We start from the raw sequence: 15112 nt of genomic DNA on the forward strand, positions 1-15112 counted from the left end.
ACGGCCCCAGATTCGCCGGAATGGTCACGGATTGCCCGGTTAAGCGCGGCGGCTGTGGCTGGTCTACAGATTCTGACATTCTCTCTCCGATCCGCGATCTGGAGTTTCGCCTCGCCGCTGCTACGAAGGCGCTCCGCACGGCTCCGCTGCCGGTTGCGGTCGACGCCGTTCGCCGCGCCGAGCACGAGCTCACCACCGGCGGAGCCGACCTGACGGTGCTTCGCTTCCGCCGTCGCCGTGCGTGCCTGGGGCAGCATGGCGTTGGCGCCGGTCGCGTCAAAGCCCTCCGCGACGTCTCGGTCACGGCCCGTCGGGTGTGCACGGATGCGCGCGGCGAGCACGCTTACCGCTGGTACTGGCCGCTGGCGGTCGTAATGCGGGCAGCCGAGATTGCTGCCGCGTCGGTGATGCGCGCTCCTACACGCCTGGTAACCAGCGTGATGCTGCCAACTGGAACGAGGGATGGCCGATGAGCCACATCATCAACGTCCCGGCCGACACCCTCATCGCGGGGCTGCGCCAGCGCCGCGATGAATTGGCCGAGCAGTTGGCCCGGTTGGAACGGACGCAGCAATCGGTCGCCAACGATCTGGATGCGCTGGAACAGGCAATGCAGGTGATCGGTGGGCAGCGTAGTCGCGCAGCGGCGCCTGCCGTGGCGTCCCAGGCGCTTCCGCCTTCTTCGCCACCGGCTCGTGTCGGTGCTCTTGGCAGTCGCCGTGGCGACCTGCCTGCCGCCATTCGCCGTGTGCTCGCTGAGTACGCCTCCCTCGGCCCGCTCACGACGGCCGATGTCGTGGAGGCGGTGCACGAACACATCCCGCCGACCGTGGCGAACAAGGACCGTATCGGGAACTGCCTCAATCAGCTGTCGCGGATCGGCATGGTCACGGGCAAGCCGAGCGGGGCGAACAGCCGCATGTACGAATGGAGCCTGACCGACAAGGGCCGTGCTGCCGTCCAGTCCGAGGGAGGCAGCGTATGAGCCGCCGCGAATTCCGGAAGGCGACGACTGGCCTCCGCGTCGTCATCGAAGTCGGCGTGGTGGTCGGTAACGCGGGGGCGCAGCTGGTGGCCGTCGAACTCTGCCAACACCCTGATCACTGGCACTGGGCTGTGCGCTCGCTCCCCGACGTCGGCGTCCTGCGCATCGGCAGTGCGACGACAGAGAGCGCCGCTCGGATGGCTGCAACTGGAGGCATGCAATGACCTCTCTGGATCATCGCGACCGTCCGACTACAGGTCAGCCGCTTCCCCTCAACTCCCTGCATCGCACGGTGACATCATGAACCTGAACTACAACGCGGGCACGGGCCGTTGGGAGTGCCAAACCAAGTTTTCCGAGCGCCACCTGCCGAAGAATGCAGGCTTCAGCTGGGCGCCCGCGCCGCTGAAGCACTGGTGGACGACGGACCCGCTGATCGCGGTCAAGCTCGCGGACCATGCTGACCCGAGGACGGCCACCGGCCTGCGGGCGGCGGCGGCCGCTGCAACGGCTCTTCATCAGGCTTCGGCGGCCGCGTCGCGAGCGACGGATGCCAAAGTCGAGATCCCCGTTCCGGGCGGGCTGTCCTATCTGCCGTACCAGAAGGCGGGCATCGCCTATGCGATGGCGCGCAACGACGTCCTGATTGCGGACGAGATGGGCCTGGGAAAGACGATCCAGGCCATCGGCACCATCAACACGGAGCTTGCCGCTCGTGACCGGGTGCGTGCGCTCGTCGTTGGTCCGAAGATCGCGCTGATCAACTGGCGCGGAGAACTCACCAAGTGGCTGATCAAGCCACTCACCGTCGGCATCGCGACGACGAAGGTGTGGCCGAATACGGATGTCGTTGTCGTGAACTACGAGATCCTGTCCAAGCTCGCTGACCGGTTGCGTGCCGTGGAGTGGGATGTCGTTGTCTACGATGAGGCGCATGCGCTCAAGGACGAGAAGACAGCTCGAACCAAAGCCGCCCTGGGCGGCAAGGGGCAGTCGCCGATCCCGGCCAAGCGGCGGCTGTTCCTGACCGGCACGCCTATTCTGAACCGGCCCATCGAGCTTTACCCAATGCTGCACGCGATGGGGTTGCCGGAGGCGAGCAACTATTTCCACTTCGCCACCCGGTACTGCAATGGGCGCCACACCAGGTTCGGGTTCGACGCCAGCGGCGCCAGCAATCTGGGTGAATTGCAGGACGTCCTGCGCCAGTCGGTGATGGTTCGCCGTCTCAAGGCCGACGTGCTGACCGATCTGCCGGAGAAGCGGTTCTCTGTCGTCGAGCTCCCCTGCGACAGCCCGGCTCTCGGCAACGTCGTCGCCGCGGAACGCGAAGCGCTCGAGCGTGCTGAGCAGGAGGAGAAGCGTCTGCGTGCCGCGGTCGCCTCGGCCAAGGCGGGTGGCAGCGAGGCCGCGTACCGGGCGGCTGTGGCCAACCTGAAAGCCGGTCGCAGCGCAGCGTTCAACGAGATGTCACGTCTGCGGCACGACACCGCCCTGGCGAAGGTGCCGCAGGTCGTCGAGCATGTCGCGGACGTCCTCGGCTCGGTGCCGGACGCGGTGCTGGTCTTCGCCCACCACACCGACGTGATCGAGGGCATAGTGGCCGGTCTGCGCGAGGCGGGATACGAGCCCGCGGTGATCACCGGCGCAACATCGGACGCCGAACGGCAGCGCGCCCAAGATGACATTCAGGGCGGCCAGAGGCGGGTCTTCGTTGGCAGCATGCGGGCCTGCGGCGTGGCGATCACGCTGACGGCGGCGTCGACGGTCATCTTCGCCGAGCAGGACTGGACTCCCGGCATCATGAAGCAGGCGGAGGACCGCGCACACCGCATCGGGCAGCGCAATGCCGTGCTCGTCCAGCACCTCGTCCTGGACGGCAGCTTCGACGCCACGATGACGAAGAAGGTCGCGATGAAGGGCGATGTCATCGACGCCGCACTGGACGAGGTCACCGATGACGCGGACGACCCTTCCCTTGCGGAAGGCATGGATGCCGATCCGGACCGGTTGTGCCCGTCGATTGCGATGTAGCGCGTACCCCTTCGGTAGATCAGCCCAGGCCATCCTCAGCCCTTCTGAATGGCCTGCCGAAGAACTTCGTGAAGATTGCTGCTGGTTGCGGCTGCGAAGTCCTAATCAATTTTTCGCAACCACGTAAAAGGAGTCGAAGATGCGTCACTTCACTCAGGTCGCGGAACCCATCGGTGGTTTTTCGAAGTCTCGATGGGAGTCGATCGACATTGCCCATTTTCGATCGGAAAGCGAGTTCAAGCGGCAGTTCGGACGCGATCCGGATCACGCCGATCCCTCTGATGTCGATGAATGCTGGCGCTTGTTCGTGGAAGAACTCGAAATCATGACGTCCAGCTTCGAGTCTGTAGGTGACGAGCTGCGCAGCCAGACCGAGGAAACCGAGGCGCTGGTGGCGCACTACCGAGCTGCCTGGGAGAAGGCGCAGGTGGAGAGCGGTGTTGTCACCCCGGCCGAGGGCGCTCGGTTCTGAAGCATCCCGGCGCCCGTGGAGATGGTGACTTCACCATGTCCAGAGGCTTTCGGCCGATCGCCCCTGTCGCATCCAGCGATATTGGGTTCGTGACTTCGCCTGCGTGCTTGGCACGCTCCACACTACAGCCCAGCCTCTGGATCCGAACGCGCTGGCCCGCCTCAACATGCATAGGAAACCGAAATGTGTGATCTCAATCTGGTAGCTCGTGTGTACCTGAGCGGCAAAGCGCTGAAGAACGCTGGGGCCTTCTGTGAGGAGGCCCAAGATGCGGTGCTGAGCGCCGTCTTCGATGTGGTTCACGTTTGGTCCTCCAATGAGGACGCTATCGTCGATTGCTACTGTGAGATGGCAGATGCAGACGCTTCCGAACACTTTATCAGCATCGACCATGATCCGAACGAAGAGGATGAAGCCGCAAGCCTGCTCAGCGATTTGCGCGAATTGGTCGACCAAGCGATCGAGGAGGCGATCGAGGCCGCCGAATGGGAAGATGAGATCGAAGGGCTGACCAAGGGTAAGCCGGACTATGACTCTGGCTGCTACTACAACAGCACCGGCGTCGAGGTGTGGCCGAACGCGGTGCGCTTTACCACTCTGCCGGTCAATGGCGGGCGCACCGAAAGGGTCGTCAGCATCGGTGACGACACCTATGCCGCGATCGAGGTTATCATGGACCGCTACGCCTACGGCGATGCCAACCGCGTCATCCAGGTCCAGCGGCTGCTTAGAATGGACTGATCGCTGTCCCAAGGCTGGCGCCGCTACTCAAGATCTTGGGGTGGCGGAGCCGCACGACCAGATGATCAGCCACCAGCCGAGAAAGGGTAGGGTGCGAATCAATGGACGTTTCTTCGATGAACCGCCGACATGGTGACCTCATCATGTCGGCGCACCGTCGCCCGTTGGCCCGCCGGTGTCGGCGCGTGTGGAGGCGCCGACATGTTGAGGTCGTCGGGTCATTGGATGTCGTTCCCGGCGGGTGACGGAGACCCATGAGCTTGTTGGGAAGCCCTGAAAGTCAGGCTACCCTTGGGTCTGAGATAGCTGTCGTCGAGGTCATCACCTCGGCGGGAGCAGAGTTGTTGAGGTCACCGAGACGGCGGATCATAACCTGTTGACCCGCCCGGGGCGGCGCATAGTGACGTACTCACATGGTGGCCTCAACATGTCGGCGTGCCGTCGCCTCGGCGTGCGCCGGGATAACTGGGGTGGCTTCATTGGGCCGGGGATACCTCACGGAGGACGCGGTGAGATGGCGCTCAGGGAGATGAGCCGATGAGAGTTCGAGTGCTGTCGCGGGCGGCGGTCGAAGCTGGGGCTGCGGAAGGTGTCGATGCGATCATCTCGATCCGGTCGACGGCGCTGGAGCGGTGCGAGGATCTCGAACTGGCCGTCTAGCAGGCAGTTCTGGGCGACATGCAGGCTGCGCTGGTGCAGCGCTTCGACGACATCGGCATCCCGGCCTACGGACCCTACCGACGTCCAACCATGGAGGATTTGGCGATCGCGCTGGACTTTGCGCGGGCTGTTCGGGATCGGATTCCTGAGGGCGTGCTTGCCGTGCACTGCCAGCACGGCGTCTCCCGGTTAGCCGCGGTCGCGTTGGCCATCATCGCCGACGAGGCTGGGCCAGGTGCCGAAGCGAATGCCGTCGCCGCACTCCTTCGTCAGGACGATGATGCCCGGATGCAGCCGAATCCGCTTATCGTCTCGTTGGCCGACGCTGCTCTGTTCCGCTATGGCCACCTGGGCGCCGCCCTCGCTGCCGTGTGCCCACGGTACGTGGCGTGGCGAGACCATTGGCGAGATATCGCCCTCGACCCCGGCGCGTATTGGGAGCAAGCGCGTCGGGTACGTTTGCGGCCAAGGAGGCGTGAGGTCTGACAGGGCGGAAGTTCGGAGCCGGGGGCCGGGTACCAAGCGGGAGAACAGCATGGACGTGGACGCCATCGAGGTCGGGCGTTTCGAGGACGCTGACAACGTCGTCACGGCTGGAGTGCGCTCCAGCGATGGCTGTCAGGTCCTCCTGCTCCTGGTTCCGATCAACCGATTGGACTGTTCCTAACCCACAGGGGCACGAGCGGAGGGTGCGATGGAGTTTTCCCCGGATGCTGTTCGATTGGTCGCGGGAGTGGTGCTCATCGTCGCGGGCGCGGCCTTCGCCATCTATGCGCGGCACGCGCTACGGGTCCTCACAATGCTGCGCGCCTTCAGAGCTGATCGCAAGCGGTTGCAGCAGAGGCTTGACCGCCTACTATCCTGACCGCCGTGACCCAGCATCCTTTCAGGCAATGGCGATCAGCTCAGGCAATGGCGATCAGCTCAGGCAATGGCGGTCAGCGCTGTGGGATTTCGGACGTGCGTGTCGTCGCGCCGGGTCTTGGTCGCAAGTAGGGAATACAGGGGAGGGGAACGACGATGTCCAACGTCCGAGCTCTATGAAAGTGTCTTCCTGGCGAGCGGGGCGAGGTCCTGGCCGCGCTGCGGGCGCTGCATGACCTGGATGCGCCAGGTTCCCCTTCAGAGGACTTGGCCGAGGCGGCGACGGGAAAACGCTTCGCCGCCTTCGAGGTCGGCGACGTGCAGCTGGCCCACGCCGAAGAGGAAGGCGGTGACCGCGAGTTGGCGCTGGGCTGGCTGTGGTGCGCCGCGTCGCTTGGGCACCGCAGGGCCTTGCTGCTGCTTGTCGAAGAGCTCATCCATCGGCTGGTGGATGCGGACACTAGCGACGACGCGAACGCTTCGGCGGCGCCGGACGCCTGGGTTGCGCGTGATCCGGCTGTTGGCGAACTCGACCGCGCCGAGGCGTGGACGCTGTAGACGCCGGTGCTGGCCCGTGACCTGTGGCTCAACGAGGCGCGTAAGCGAGGGCTGCGGCCGTCCGACCTGCTGCGCGAGACGTACCGCGCCGCCGTACTCTGAACGGCTTTCCTGACCGCGGCGGATGCCGATGAACCTCGAGCTTGTCGGCAAATCATGTTGAGGTCATCAGTCCGGCTGGTCACCGTCTGCTGACCTGCCGGGAATAACGCATGGTGAGGCGCCGATCTGGTGACCTCAACATGTCGGCGCGCCGTCGCCTCGGCGGCTGCCGGAGCTCCGGAAACGAGGACCCGATTGTGCTTTAGGTGTGCGGACCCGGGCCACTCCCCCCTTGAGAAGACCGTGCTTCCCTTCGTTGTGTTGATGTCATTTGGGGACCAGGGGCGGGGCACCGATCACTGACAAGATGCCGCCAACCGCGCTCCCGTTCTTCACCGGATCAATTCGGTCAGCCTCCATCATAGCCCATGTCGCCCAGCGGTCGAGGTTCTCAGGCGTCACGGGCATTTCAGCTGCGCGGGTCAGGATGGCCTGAACATAGGTGCGGATCGTCTCTGCTTGGTGAAGAGACATTGCCTGCCCAACGAGACGTTCGATCCGTTCCCTCTCCTCCTTCTCCTGTTGTTCGCGTTCCTTCCTTATTTGCTCGATTTTCCGTTGGTGCTCCGCTTCCACCAGTTCGGCTTTTCGTTTCACTAGCCACTCATGATGGCAGACGGCATTCTGGCGGTGGAAGGTCTCGGCCGCGACGATTATCTCGGCAACGATGGTGCAGACGAGATCCTCAAGCGATGCCTCATCGCTGTCCTGCCAGGACTTATGGGCTGTGCCATTATGGGATCGGGAGTGAATCGACAGCCGTAGATTTTCCTGCTGGCTGACCGCTGACGCGGGTTTTCCCTTTGTCGGGACCGGCTCAAGGGTGAAGGTGATGTGCTGATCACCGACGTGGATGCCTGCGTCATTCGGGTTCCGCGGCCACTTTGTGGTGTCGATCGAGGCGTTGCAGCCCGCCCGCGCGGCAGCCAGGAAGATGCCGTTCAGGATGCGGAGCCGCCGCTTTGCGTTAGGCGTGTCATAGCGTGGGGCATACATGCTGAAGCGGGTTCTGGCATACTCCTGGCGGCGCACCTCGTCCTTCTCCAGTAGCGTGGCGATCAGCCGATGTGGACTGGTCGTGAGCTTTGGGCAGGTCACCTTGCCCACCATCCTCCAGACGCGCTCGGTCAGCGCAGCCATGTCCTCTTCGAAGGTCGGCGGCGGAGGCAGCGGCGTATCGAGGCCGATCTCCGACCGGTAGTAGCCGCGGTATGAGCCGCCGCCGATCTCGATCGTGTCGGAGGCTCCTGGGAACCGTGGTGGGAGCGGGCGCTTGCTGGTCGGCTTGCCCGCCTGCTTCCTGGCCCAATAGCCGCGCTCGGGAACAGGGATGTCGGCCTTCCGGCAAGCCTTTGCCAAGGCTACGTCGGATACGCCGACCTCAGCCGCGAGCGCCCTCATGGGCTGGTCCCAGACCAAGTTGTAGAGTTCCTGACGTATGAATCGTCGCGTCATGTTCCGGAAGGTCGGTTCGTGGGAGGGTAATTGCTCAGGGGGCTGGTCAGACGGCGCAGATCGGCTGACCGGCCAGGGCGCGTAGGATGGCCTGATGGCCGGACAGGCCGTTGAGGTGCCCCGCGTCGATGGAGGAGCGGGTCAGGGCACGGACATCGACACCTTAAAGCGACCGGAAACCGTTCGCCACCTTGGGGAAGGTGACGCTCGGGCGTAGCACCTGCTTGGAGGCGTTGTTGGTGGGCAGCACGGTGCGGTCCGGATGCGTTCGACGGAGGTGGCGGTATCGTAGAAGCCGGACCCCCTATCGGCCCGGACGTCCTCGCTCGACAGGCCTGAGAGGCTGACATCGACTGCGCGCCGAACGTTTGCAGCCACCTCCTCGAGATCATGGGCGAAGCCGGACTCGGAATCGGCGTTCACCGGGAGGTCCGTGGCGAGGACGAGGCTCTCGAGATGCGCCAGGACATCGTCGCGTCCGACACCATTTTCTGGGCGGCCCCGCGACCAGGAATAGCTTGGACTCGTCGAGGCCAAGGCGCTGAAGCCCATATGCTCCATCATCCGGGCACTGCCGACACCCAGAGGGTTCGGCAGGATGAAGCATTCCTCCCGATGAAGCGCACGGAAAGCGTCGCGCTTTTATACGATGGTGCGAGCCACGGTTCATCTCCTAAAAGAGCGCTGTAAGACGCGGATTCCCGATGGCTGTCCCGGAATATAGTGGCGAGGAAAGACCATGGCGAAGAGCCTTCTTCTTGTCACCCACGGTGGCTCATTCCACTGCGATGAGGCGTTCGCCTACGCTATTCTGCGCCGCGCCCTGCCGCCCGGTGTGCTTGCTGCCTCCACGCTAGCGCGCACCCGCGACCCGAGTGCGATGGAGGCCGCCGACATCGTTTGGGACGTTGGCGGTGTCTTCGACCCGGCGCTGGGACGCTTCGACCACCACCAGCGCGGTGCCCCGGTGCGTCCCGACGGGACGCCCTACTCATCGGCGGGTTTGCTCTGGGCCGCCTACGGCCGGGACGCGGTGCGCGCCGTCCTGGCCGGGCGCGGCGGCGAGGATATGGTCGAGCGGGTCTGGGCGGAGATGGACGAGCAGGTCGTCCGCCTCGTTGATCTCGCCGACAACGGCCAGCGCCCGGTCCCCGACTTCGGCGACGAGGGCCTCGACCGGGCGGCCCGGATCGCGGACGGGATGGCCCTGCCGTACCTCGTCGACGCCCTGAACCTGCCGTGGGACGCCGACCCCGCGGACCGAGCACGGGCCGAGGACGAGCGCTTCCTCCGCGCAGCCGAGATCGCGGGCACCTTCCTCGACGGCCGAATCGAGCAAATACGAGCTCGCATTGCCGCCTACGATGCCGTCCTGGAGGCGCACGGCCGCTCGACCGACCCGCGCGTTCTGGAACTCGACCGTGGCATGCCGTGGCAGGGACCGGCGCACGACGCCGACCTGCCGGTGCTGTTCGCCGTCTACCCCGACAAGGGCGGCAACGCCTGGATGGTCGGCTGCATGCCGCCCGAGCCGGGCAGCTTCGCCCAGAAGCTGCCGCTGCCCGCGGCCTGGGCAGGCCTGCGCGACGCCGAACTTGCCCGCGTGTCCGGGGTGTCGGATGCTGTGTTCTGCCACCTGAACTGCTTCATCGCTGCTGCCCGCTCGCGCGAGGGCGCGCTGGCGATGGCCCGAATCGCCCTCGGCCTTGCCCGGGAACCGATGGGGTTGGGCGCCAAGTAACGCTGCAACCGGCTTCGTACTGGTGAGCACGTTGGCGCAGATTCCCAAGCTGCCCGATTGAAGGTGGAACTCGCCGCTTCAAGATCGGAGGCGATGAGTTCCACATGCGCGCCGACAAGCGTCGGGAAGGCTGGATCAGGTTGGGATCAGGGCAGCAACCTCCCGGTCGGTGTTCCGGTCGCTGGCGGTGAGTCCCGCAGCCACCCCGGCCCGGTCTTCGGCGGATCGGTTCTGGCTCATTTTGCGCTTGCCCTGAATGCGCGTGATCGGGAGCCGAAGCCCGACGATGCCCCGCAGCTGCGCGCGGATGAAGTCGACCGGTGCGTCCGCGACGGCCCATGGTGCGGCGCGGCGACCCTCGTGCAGGTCCGTTAGTCGCGTGACCACCTCCAGCAGGCGATCCGCGTCGTCGAAGAACTCGGCCGGGCCGTAGGCATGCACCGCAATGTAGTTCCAGGTCGGCACCACCTTCCCATGCTCTTCCTTCGATGCGTACCAGGATGGCGAGACGTATGCCTCCGGCCCGGTGAACAGGACCATGGCCTCGCCCAGGGATTGCTGCTTCCATTGCGGGTTGGCGCGGGCCAGATGACCGTAGAGGGTGCCGCAAGGACCCTCATCAGGCGCAAGGAACAGCGGCAATGGCGTCGCCATCAGTCCCTCGTCGGTGGCGGTCACAAGGTTGGCGAGGCGCGTCTCCCGCATCAGCGCATGCAGGGTCGGCAGATCATCCTCGCGAAATGCGGGCGGGACATACATCGGGGTGTCTCCACGTCAGGGCGTGGGCTGGACCATGAGCCGGAACTGGTTCACGATAAACATCCAGTTTTTCACATTTTGGCTGGGCCAGTTTAGCGATATGTCGGAGCACCCATTACCGGTCCGCCTCGCCAGCAGGATTTGCCAGTCGATCCGGGACCGGATCGGTTCCGGCGACTTGGCTCCCGGCGCGCGGGTGCCGTCGACCCGTGCCTTGGCGGCCGAATGGGGCGCGTCACGGACGACGGTGACCGCAGCCTACGATCAGTTGATCGCCGAAGGTTACCTGGAAGCGCGCCAGGGAGCCGCTACCAGGGTCGCTCCATTGCTTTCCCCATCGTCACCTCGGCCGAAGCATCCGTCGCGCGCTGAGCATGTTGGTGGCCTGTCCGCATATGGACAGCGGGTGGCGGCTTTCGCTATCCCGGCCGATGTCGATCGAAAGGCGCTGGCCGTCGACTTCCGCTACGGCGACATCGCGGGCGCCGACTTCCCGCGCTTGATGTGGAAGCGGGCGATCACGGCCGCGCTGCTCCGTAAGCGGCCGAGCCTGCGGTATGGTGAGCCGTGCGGTTCCCCGCGCCTCAGGGTCGCCCTGCAAGGCTATCTCTGGCGGGCGAGGGCCATACGGTGCGAACCGGACCAGATCGTCATCGTGAACGGCTCGCAGCAGGGCATCGACCTTTGTGCGCGGCTGCTGCTGGACCCGGCTGACGGGGTCCTGATGGAGGATCCCGGCTATGGCCTCGCCCGGCAGGTATTCCAGGCGGTGGGGTCCGACGTCATCCCGATCCCGGTCGACGAGGAAGGCATGAAGACCGATGGGCTGCCCCCAGTGCGCCTTGCCTACACCACGCCTTCTCACCAGTTCCCGCTCGGGGCTGTCATGTCGGCGGCGCGTCGCCGTGACCTGTTGGCTTGGGCCGAGCGGAGCGGCGGGTATGTCATCGAGGACGACTACGACGGCGAGTACCGCTTCGACGTCTCACCGATTCCAGCCTTGCAGGTGCTGGACGATGCCCGCCGGGTCATCTACCTCGGCACGGTGTCGAAGATTCTCTCGCCTGACCTGCGCCTTGGCTACCTCGTCGTCCCTGAGGCCATGGCTCCCGTCTTTGCGCGGGCGAAGAGACTGATGGACCGGCACACGCCCGGGCCGGAACAGGAGGCGCTGGCCGACCTGATTGAGAACGGGGCCTACGAGAGGCATGTGCGGCGCATCCGTCGCAGGAACGGGGAACGCCGCGCGGTGCTTCTCGCAGCCTTGACTGATACCTTCGGCAACGATGTTACGATCGTCGGCGCTGCTGCCGGACTTCACGTCGTGGTCTGGCTGAACATGGTGCCGCGGACATTGGAGGAGATGCTGATCGTCGAGGCCCGTTCAGCCGGTCTCGGCATCTATCCCATCGGCCCCCTCTTCGATCTGGCCGCGACCGCGCCGAAGCCTGCGGTCGCCGGGCTGGTCATGGGTTACGCGAGCCTTGACGAGGAAGCCATCCGACGTGGCGTGCGGTTGCTGAAGCAGATGGTCGCTGATGTCCGTGCCGCCCAGACCAGTTAATGTCTTAGCCGCCTGTGTCGCTACTCCGGCTCGACGCCTTCAGGCAAGTCAATCTTGGTGAAATGCTGGAGGGAACTGTCGCCGTTTGGCCTTGGCCTATATGACGTTCAACGCAGATGAACTGCCGCAGCCAAATCATGTCAGTGTTGAGCCCGAGCCTATTTCAGCGCCCGCTTGCCGTTTTTCCTGCGGACCAGGAAGACGGTAATTCTGCGTCCAGCCGCTAACTTCTGCATTCATGTAGAATGAGGGGATGAGCATTGAGCGGGCTCTCACTCCGTCCGGCGCCTCGTCCGTATCCGCTTTGCCTGCTCCCAATGGCGCTCCGGGTCTAATGCCGCCTCCCGCCAATGGTCACGCCATTTGACGTACCTGGGGCAGGCATACGCAAGCGCGGCCTCCAGTTGCCCATACCGGAACAGGCAGCTGTCGGCCATGCTGACGAGCAGCGGATTTGGATGCATGCGTCCTTCTGGATCTCCCCTCAGCAGGGCAGCCACAGCCTCCTCCTCGGCGCCTGGTCCGAGTTCCTGGGTCAGCAGGGCGAGCGCCATGGCGGCGGAGCGGCTGACGCCCATCTGGCAATGGACCACGAGCGAACCTTCCGGAGTCTGCTCAGCGATCCTGCGCCCGAACTCTAGCGCTTCGGCGACATGCTCGATGACAGGGCCGCAGTAAGGGCCAAAGGCCGGGATGGCAATGTCGTCGAACCGCTGCACCAGCACGGCACCCACCTCGCCGCCGGTGGCCTGCGCCAAGGCAAGATCCAGGTTCTCGGCATCATGCTCGGCCGACGGCCTGATCGAGATGATGCCGTCGGTGCCTTCAGCCTCCCCGCGCTCGACGGCCGCCCATGACAGCACACGAATTTTCATTTTACCTGCCAGCGCTCTCAGCAAGACATGCGTTCGGAACCGATGACCATTAATTCTACCCGATGATCAGACACACTGTTGCCACAAGAAGCACAAGCCGCCAGTTTCCCCAAAGCCGCTCTCGGCTTCCGCCGGGCCTCCATTCGTTCCAAACCTTAACGACGTATTGCCCAGGGTAGCGGAAGGACGCCTCGAAGCGCTGGTAGGCGCTGGCCTCGTCACGGGCGGCGCTCAGCCAGTTGAACGACCCTTCGACGATCTCCGCGTCATCCACGCACAGCGTCTCGGCGTGCACCCACATCACGGGGACCACCTCGGCCCCGGCGGCGGCCAGCAGGTCGGCCGCGCGCAGACAGGTCGCCTTCAGGCGGCGGTTCCTACCCTGGCCGTCCTCTATGTTCTGTTCCGGGGCCACGTACACGTAGATGACGACTTCAACCCTGCGCGCCATCGCCTGCCGGATGAGGGCCAGGACGTCGCATCGGCCGTCCTGGATCGCGCGTTCCGTCAGGTAGGGCGAGGAGTTCGCCACCCGGCACCCCATCCATGCTGTCAACGGCCAGCCCGTCATCATGTCAGGCGTCGCCGTTTCCAAGGGGCCTCGGGCTACATCCGCCACTCCGGGGGAATTGGCCGCCGTTGGTCCGGCAGGCGGGCGGCTCCCCAGTTCGCGGCGAACTGGCGTTTGGCTTCGATGGTCGCGCTGATGGCGACCGCGCGAAACGGCTCCAGCGCGGTGAGCGCGCCCGGGGTCACAAGCCAGGCGTGCCGGGCCTCCGCCACGTAGCAGGCCGCCGCCCTCGGACCCGTCCTGTCATGGCCATCCCGATCGACCTCCTCGCCCCCGTCGAGCAGCAGCAGAAGGGCGAAGGGGCAAGCAGTGTGTCGAAACATGATTCATGCTAGCCGCTCTATTCCGCGGGATGCGAGTTCCCGTCGTGCAGCTCGCAGTTCAAGTTCGAGCATGGGGCTCACCTCCTTGATTTCTCGCAGGGACTCCATGAGCGCGGTGACCCCCGCCTCGGCGACCGAAGCGCAATCCGTCCACCCCGACCTCTCCGAATGAGGCCGCACGCCTGGGATCAATCATGCGTTGCTGGTTCGCTCGAGATGGAGCAATCTGGCACCCGCTGGCGACCTCCATCCGCCTCGCTTCGGCGCTCTCCTGGCTCATCGAACGTAGGACCCCCCAGTGATTGAACAGCCTGCGGCTCCTAACGCTGGAATCCGAGCGCGTCTCTTTCTCACGAAGACCTGGGGCTTCGACCCGGCCCGCTACCCGACCCTGGGCTTTAAGGAGGAGGGAGGGCGCGAGAACCTGCTGCGACAGGCGAGGCACGGCGACTGGATCGCCATCGCGGGCACCAAGGGGGAGCCGACCGCCACGGCTGACCAGGGGCGGTTGCTCGGCATGTGCCAGCTCGGCCATGAGAAGGTGGACGCTGATCGTGTGATGCGCGACCTGGGCGTCCCGATGACGGCCAAGGAGCTGGATGCGGGCGGCCAATATCGGTGGCGGTGGGCGCTGCCGATGACCAGGGCGGTGGCGTTCGTCGGGAAGCCTGATCTCCAGTCGATCGTAGGGTCCTACCTGCCAGGCCAAGTCTGGGCCGCCTTCGCCCGCGACGTCGAGGTCGAACTCGGAGACGAGGTTGCGAACCGGATCTGGGCTCTCCCGAGCACGCCCTGCGTCATCGCAAGCACACCGCAACTGGACAGGGAAGCCGCTTATGCTCAGGCGATGGAGCTGAAACGCACGTACGGCGCTAGCGGCCCCCCGCCGACTGGTACCAGGAGCGGCAGCGAGCGGCAGCTCGGGCTGGGTTACGCCTACGCCTTTGTGCTCACGGGCGGGAGGATCGCGGCCTACAAGATCGGCAGCACCTCCAACCCGGCGGACCGGCTTGCCGCCCTGAACAGGGAACTCCGCCCGCACCTCACCGGCTGCGCGTGGGAACCGATGTTCCAGCAGATTTTCCCCTCTGAGACGTTCGCCTACCGCTTCGAACAGCTGGTGCTGCGGCGCCTACGCGATCGCCTGGTTCCCGGCGATCGCGAAGTCGTTGCGGTGACCTTCGGGGAACTCGAGCGGACCTGGACTGACATCTTCGTTGGCAAGGAGTGGGGTGAGCGGACCGAGCAGGTTTCAGGGAATGCCGAATCGCAACAGGCAGTCGAGCTTGTCGACGGTGGCGAGCGCGCCCAGGGGCCCATTGTCCGGGATTAGGAGAATTGGCTTCAGGGCCATCGAGTGCATCGACCCAAGGCCCGCATTAACACAGAGGCTTCGCGCTCGACCTCG

The 15112-nt window shown here is 65.0% G+C and carries 17 protein-coding genes and 1 pseudogene; 12 read left to right on the forward strand and 6 right to left on the reverse strand.

Features of this window, described 5'->3' with window-relative positions; all coding sequences use genetic code 11:
* The first annotated feature begins 20 nt into the window (after positions 1-20).
* The 9 genes from JJL56_RS32795 (at position 21) to JJL56_RS01655 (ending at position 6314) form a co-directional block, all read left to right on the forward strand.
* The gene (locus tag JJL56_RS32795) at positions 21-473 is read left to right on the forward strand and encodes a hypothetical protein (RefSeq protein WP_211111737.1); all 453 of its coding nucleotides are present in this window, start codon (positions 21-23) and stop codon (positions 471-473) included.
* Entirely contained in the window at positions 470-985 is a 516-nt protein-coding gene (locus JJL56_RS01625) for a hypothetical protein (RefSeq protein ID WP_200483927.1), read from the forward strand. The genes JJL56_RS32795 and JJL56_RS01625 overlap by 4 nt, the downstream gene beginning before the upstream one ends.
* Positions 982-1209 carry a hypothetical protein gene (locus JJL56_RS01630; RefSeq protein ID WP_200483928.1) on the forward strand — a complete coding sequence of 76 codons (228 nt, stop codon included), beginning with the start codon at positions 982-984 and terminating at the stop codon, positions 1207-1209. The genes JJL56_RS01625 and JJL56_RS01630 overlap by 4 nt, the downstream gene beginning before the upstream one ends.
* Before the next feature lie 76 nt (positions 1210-1285).
* Positions 1286-3019, forward strand: a complete 1734-nt coding sequence (locus JJL56_RS01635) for a DEAD/DEAH box helicase (RefSeq protein WP_200483929.1) — start codon at positions 1286-1288, stop codon at positions 3017-3019.
* 139 nt (positions 3020-3158) lie between these two features.
* A complete protein-coding gene (locus tag JJL56_RS01640; RefSeq protein WP_200483930.1) occupies positions 3159-3491 on the forward strand; it encodes a hypothetical protein in 333 nt (110 codons plus the stop codon).
* Between the two features lie 183 nt (positions 3492-3674).
* Positions 3675-4232: a hypothetical protein gene (locus JJL56_RS01645; protein ID WP_200483931.1), complete on the forward strand. Its 558-nt coding sequence runs from the start codon at positions 3675-3677 to the stop codon at positions 4230-4232.
* A 537-nt stretch (positions 4233-4769) separates the two neighbouring features.
* A complete protein-coding gene (locus JJL56_RS33610; protein ID WP_282184403.1) occupies positions 4770-4892 on the forward strand; it encodes a hypothetical protein in 123 nt (40 codons plus the stop codon).
* Between the two features lie 18 nt (positions 4893-4910).
* Positions 4911-5378 (forward strand): protein-tyrosine phosphatase family protein, encoded by a 468-nt coding sequence (locus tag JJL56_RS01650; protein ID WP_200483932.1) that lies wholly within the window; start codon positions 4911-4913, stop codon positions 5376-5378.
* Between the two features lie 645 nt (positions 5379-6023).
* Positions 6024-6314: a hypothetical protein gene (locus JJL56_RS01655; protein ID WP_200483933.1), complete on the forward strand. Its 291-nt coding sequence runs from the start codon at positions 6024-6026 to the stop codon at positions 6312-6314.
* Between the two features lie 369 nt (positions 6315-6683).
* Here the strand turns inward: JJL56_RS01655 and JJL56_RS01660 are convergent, their stop codons facing one another.
* Positions 6684-7817 carry a hypothetical protein gene (locus JJL56_RS01660; RefSeq protein WP_200483934.1) on the reverse strand — a complete coding sequence of 378 codons (1134 nt, stop codon included), beginning with the start codon at positions 7815-7817 and terminating at the stop codon, positions 6684-6686.
* 195 nt (positions 7818-8012) lie between these two features.
* Positions 8013-8489 (reverse strand): annotated as a pseudogene (locus JJL56_RS34045) (isocitrate lyase/phosphoenolpyruvate mutase family protein); the annotation flags it as partial.
* Between the two features lie 121 nt (positions 8490-8610).
* Between JJL56_RS34045 and JJL56_RS01670 the strand changes: the two are divergent.
* Positions 8611-9612: an MYG1 family protein gene (locus JJL56_RS01670; protein ID WP_200483935.1), complete on the forward strand. Its 1002-nt coding sequence runs from the start codon at positions 8611-8613 to the stop codon at positions 9610-9612.
* 135 nt (positions 9613-9747) lie between these two features.
* On the opposite strand, the gene JJL56_RS01675 is transcribed toward JJL56_RS01670, so the two are convergent.
* Entirely contained in the window at positions 9748-10371 is a 624-nt protein-coding gene (locus JJL56_RS01675; RefSeq protein WP_200483936.1) for an FMN-binding negative transcriptional regulator, read from the reverse strand.
* A gap of 34 nt (positions 10372-10405) precedes the next feature.
* Here JJL56_RS01675 and pdxR point away from each other — a divergent pair, with 34 nt between their 5' ends.
* On the forward strand, positions 10406-11935 hold the full coding sequence (gene pdxR, locus JJL56_RS01680) for a MocR-like pyridoxine biosynthesis transcription factor PdxR (protein WP_247890897.1): 1530 nt from the start codon (positions 10406-10408) through the stop codon (positions 11933-11935).
* A gap of 272 nt (positions 11936-12207) precedes the next feature.
* On the opposite strand, the gene JJL56_RS01685 is transcribed toward pdxR, so the two are convergent.
* Genes JJL56_RS01685 through JJL56_RS01695 form a run of 3 tightly spaced genes read right to left on the reverse strand, consistent with a single transcriptional unit; the run spans position 12208 to position 13704 of the window.
* A complete protein-coding gene (locus tag JJL56_RS01685) occupies positions 12208-12834 on the reverse strand; it encodes a dual specificity protein phosphatase family protein (RefSeq protein WP_200483937.1) in 627 nt (208 codons plus the stop codon).
* A gap of 31 nt (positions 12835-12865) precedes the next feature.
* A complete protein-coding gene (locus tag JJL56_RS01690) occupies positions 12866-13384 on the reverse strand; it encodes a phospholipase D-like domain-containing protein (protein ID WP_200483938.1) in 519 nt (172 codons plus the stop codon).
* Positions 13385-13416: 32 nt separating this feature from the next.
* Positions 13417-13704 (reverse strand): hypothetical protein, encoded by a 288-nt coding sequence (locus tag JJL56_RS01695; RefSeq protein ID WP_200483939.1) that lies wholly within the window; start codon positions 13702-13704, stop codon positions 13417-13419.
* 298 nt (positions 13705-14002) lie between these two features.
* Between JJL56_RS01695 and JJL56_RS33875 the strand changes: the two genes are divergently transcribed.
* Positions 14003-15037, forward strand: a complete 1035-nt coding sequence (locus JJL56_RS33875; protein ID WP_200483940.1) for a GIY-YIG nuclease family protein — start codon at positions 14003-14005, stop codon at positions 15035-15037.
* The last annotated feature ends 75 nt before the right edge of the window (positions 15038-15112 follow it).

Origin of the sequence: Azospirillum aestuarii, from assembly GCF_016632405.1 — a bacterium.
GTDB lineage: Bacteria > Pseudomonadota > Alphaproteobacteria > Azospirillales > Azospirillaceae > Azospirillum > Azospirillum aestuarii.

Coding starts and splice junctions, on each gene's coding strand:
- JJL56_RS32795 (WP_211111737.1), top strand. CDS start 21: ATGGTCACGGATTGCCCGGTTAAGCGCGGCGGCTGTGGCTGGTCTACA.
- JJL56_RS01625 (WP_200483927.1), top strand. CDS start 470: ATGAGCCACATCATCAACGTCCCGGCCGACACCCTCATCGCGGGGCTG.
- JJL56_RS01630 (WP_200483928.1), top strand. CDS start 982: ATGAGCCGCCGCGAATTCCGGAAGGCGACGACTGGCCTCCGCGTCGTC.
- JJL56_RS01635 (WP_200483929.1), top strand. CDS start 1,286: ATGAACCTGAACTACAACGCGGGCACGGGCCGTTGGGAGTGCCAAACC.
- JJL56_RS01640 (WP_200483930.1), top strand. CDS start 3,159: ATGCGTCACTTCACTCAGGTCGCGGAACCCATCGGTGGTTTTTCGAAG.
- JJL56_RS01645 (WP_200483931.1), top strand. CDS start 3,675: ATGTGTGATCTCAATCTGGTAGCTCGTGTGTACCTGAGCGGCAAAGCG.
- JJL56_RS33610 (WP_282184403.1), top strand. CDS start 4,770: ATGAGAGTTCGAGTGCTGTCGCGGGCGGCGGTCGAAGCTGGGGCTGCG.
- JJL56_RS01650 (WP_200483932.1), top strand. CDS start 4,911: ATGCAGGCTGCGCTGGTGCAGCGCTTCGACGACATCGGCATCCCGGCC.
- JJL56_RS01660 (WP_200483934.1), bottom strand. CDS start 7,817: ATGAGGGCGCTCGCGGCTGAGGTCGGCGTATCCGACGTAGCCTTGGCA.
- JJL56_RS01670 (WP_200483935.1), top strand. CDS start 8,611: ATGGCGAAGAGCCTTCTTCTTGTCACCCACGGTGGCTCATTCCACTGC.
- JJL56_RS01675 (WP_200483936.1), bottom strand. CDS start 10,371: ATGTATGTCCCGCCCGCATTTCGCGAGGATGATCTGCCGACCCTGCAT.
- pdxR (WP_247890897.1), top strand. CDS start 10,406: ATGAGCCGGAACTGGTTCACGATAAACATCCAGTTTTTCACATTTTGG.
- JJL56_RS01690 (WP_200483938.1), bottom strand. CDS start 13,384: ATGATGACGGGCTGGCCGTTGACAGCATGGATGGGGTGCCGGGTGGCG.
- JJL56_RS01695 (WP_200483939.1), bottom strand. CDS start 13,704: ATGTTTCGACACACTGCTTGCCCCTTCGCCCTTCTGCTGCTGCTCGAC.